Below are 2,501 nucleotides of genomic sequence, written 5' to 3'. Positions count from 1 at the left end.
TCACTGCGAACGTGGTCGGGCTCGACGTTGGATTTGTTTCTGCTAGAGATGAAAGTCAACGTAGCGGCTGCGCGCCAAATCGTGATGTTCAGCATCATTTTTACGCTGCTGTCGGTGCTGTTTATCTTCAGTGTGTGTTTGGCTGCGGGTGTAGTGACGTACCACTTTACCGCTCAACTACTGCTAAGTGTTGGCGTGTTTATTGTGTCGTTAGGTCTAGCGCTAGTTGGGTTGGCGTGGTGGCAGAAGCGGCTGACGCACTTCCTTGGTTTCAAAAATACAACCGACCAATTGCAGGAGGGCTGGCATGCGTTCTCTAACCAAACTCGACCGAGCCATGCAGATAAAACGCATCGAGGGTAAAGCGGCTTTGGAGCAATGCTTGCTGGATAAGCAAACCCTCAAATTTACCTCGAACCGATTCGTGCAAGAAAACCCGTGGACTGCGCTTGGGTTGAGCGCTTTTGCCGCGATTGCTGTTGCGAAAGCTGGGCGACTGTCTCGCGTCACGTCATCTCTCTCCTCCATCAGTTTGCTGCTCAATGGCGCGATGGATTTGAGTGGTCAGCTAGCCAAATCTTCTTCATCGTCTGCTGTATCCTCAAAAGAAGCAGGTGAAGAAGCGGCTCAACCTTCCGATTTACCACCTCATCAGTAGAGGACGCACATGAATGGAAAATTAAACCTTCCTATCAATACCGTGATTGGTGTGTCTCTGCTGGTGTTATTGCTTGTTCCTGCACTCTACTTCGCCAAACCGGTGCTGTTACCTATGGTGATAAGTACGTTCGTGGCACTGCTGTTTAGCCCGTTGATCAATTATTTTGAAGATAAAGGCCTGCCACGCACGATAACTGTGGTGGTGACGTTGACGTTATTGGTGAGTGTTTCAATGCTCGGTTTAGCGGCGATATCAGAACCCGCGAAACAATGGTGGGCTGAGTTGCCAAGCATCGTCCAAAACGTTTCGCAGGAAGTGAATGAAGTGACCAAAGCGTCGTCAGAGCACATGAACGCGCCGCTTGAGATCGCCAGTGACATGAACATTGACGAGATGGGCAACAACACGGTGTTTTCTCTGCTGAAAGCGCTCGCGACCACCACACCAACGCTGTTAACTCAGGCGATGATTGTGCTGTTTATGGTGTATTTCATGCTTAATCATGGTCGAAGTCTGTTTCGTAAATCGGTATCGCGTTTGCGTGGTTTTTCGAAACAACGTCAGGCGGTGGAGTTGGTGCAGGCTCTGCAGAAAGATTTATCGCGCTACATCGGCACCATTACTTTGGTCAATGCGGGTTTAGGCTTGTGTGTAGGATTGGTGTTTTTTGTCCTCGGCCTTGAAGACCCATTTCTATGGGGTGCGTTTGCGGGGGTAATGAATTTCGCTCCGTATTTGGGACCAGTGATTTCGATGGCGAGCTTTGGTTTTGTCGCGTATTTGCAGCTAGATTCGGTCAGTTTTATGCTGACAGTGGTGTCGATATATCTGTTGCTGAATTTAATCGAGAGTCAGTTTGTCACCCCAACTTTGCTAGGGAGGCGGTTTAACCTCAACCCGTTAGTCATCTTTATGTGGTTGGTCTTTTGGGGTTGGTTGTGGGGCGGAATGGGGCTGTTGATTGGTGTGCCGCTGTTGGTGTGCATCAACATTTTAGCGGATCGTTTGGCGCTTTGCGGTTCGACGAACATCTAACCGCAAAGTTGCCAGTGTATTGAACGTTGTGCTTAGTTAAATAACTTTTCCGCCGCAACGGGTGGGCTGAATAAATATCCCTGACCGTAGATACAACCTTTGTCGACCAAGTAAGCCACTTGTTCTGGCGTTTCGATGCCTTCTGCCACGACTTTGAGTGAAAGCGTCGTGCCCATCGCAATGATGGCGTTCACTATGGCGTTGCTGTCGTTGTCGTTAGGCACATCACTGACAAACGAGCGGTCGATTTTCAGTTTGTTGATTGGCAAACCTTTAAGGTAAGACAGTGAAGAATAGCCTGTGCCGAAGTCATCCAACGAAATCTCGATTCCGAGTTCACACAGCTGATTTAGCGATGCGATGGCCAGTTTTGGATCGATAAGCAAAAAGCTTTCGGTAATTTCCAGCTCCAAGTGATGCGCCGGGAATCCCGTTTCACGAAGGATGGTTTTGAGCTTGTTGATGAAGCGCGACTGTTGCAGTTGAAGTGCTGATACATTGACTGCAATTTTGCCAAATTGAACGCCTCTCGCCAGCCAGTCAGTCCCTTGTAAACAGGCGTCTTTGAGGACCCATTCGCCGATGTTTTGAATCAAGCCCGTCTTCTCTGCGATAGGAATAAAATCCGCAGGTGGCACTAAGCCAAATTCTGGGTGTTCCCAACGCACTAAGGCTTCCACACCAATAATTGCGTTTTGCGCGAGGTTGTATTGCGGCTGATACACCAAATGCAGTTGTTCTTTTTCTATCGCTTCATGCAGCGCAGTTGGAATACGGACGTGCGATACCGATTTGTCAGTTAACT

The 2,501-nt window shown here is 48.9% G+C and carries 4 protein-coding genes; 3 read left to right on the top strand and 1 reads right to left on the bottom strand.

The genetic code is table 11. The features are described 5' to 3' along the window. From R7O12_RS23660 to R7O12_RS23650, 3 genes are all read left to right on the top strand, one after another. Positions 1 to 363 (top strand): phage holin family protein (locus R7O12_RS23660; RefSeq protein ID WP_318126472.1); only part of this gene is annotated, 363 nt, incomplete at its 5' end. Next, positions 308 to 658 carry a hypothetical protein gene (locus R7O12_RS23655; RefSeq protein WP_075111088.1) on the top strand — a complete coding sequence of 117 codons (351 nt, stop codon included), beginning with the start codon at positions 308 to 310 and terminating at the stop codon, positions 656 to 658. The genes R7O12_RS23660 and R7O12_RS23655, both read left to right, overlap by 56 nt. Positions 659 to 667: 9 nt before the next feature. Continuing rightward, entirely contained in the window at positions 668 to 1,696 is a 1,029-nt protein-coding gene (locus R7O12_RS23650) for an AI-2E family transporter (RefSeq protein WP_318126468.1), read from the top strand. Positions 1,697 to 1,728: 32 nt separating this feature from the next. Here R7O12_RS23650 and R7O12_RS23645 read toward each other — a convergent pair. Further along, positions 1,729 to 2,501 (bottom strand): EAL domain-containing protein (locus R7O12_RS23645; RefSeq protein ID WP_318126467.1); only part of this gene is annotated, 773 nt, incomplete at its 5' end.

The sequence above is a fragment of the Vibrio sp. Vb1574 genome, assembly GCF_033338675.1.
This window is presented reverse-complemented; position numbering and strand designations above follow the sequence as displayed.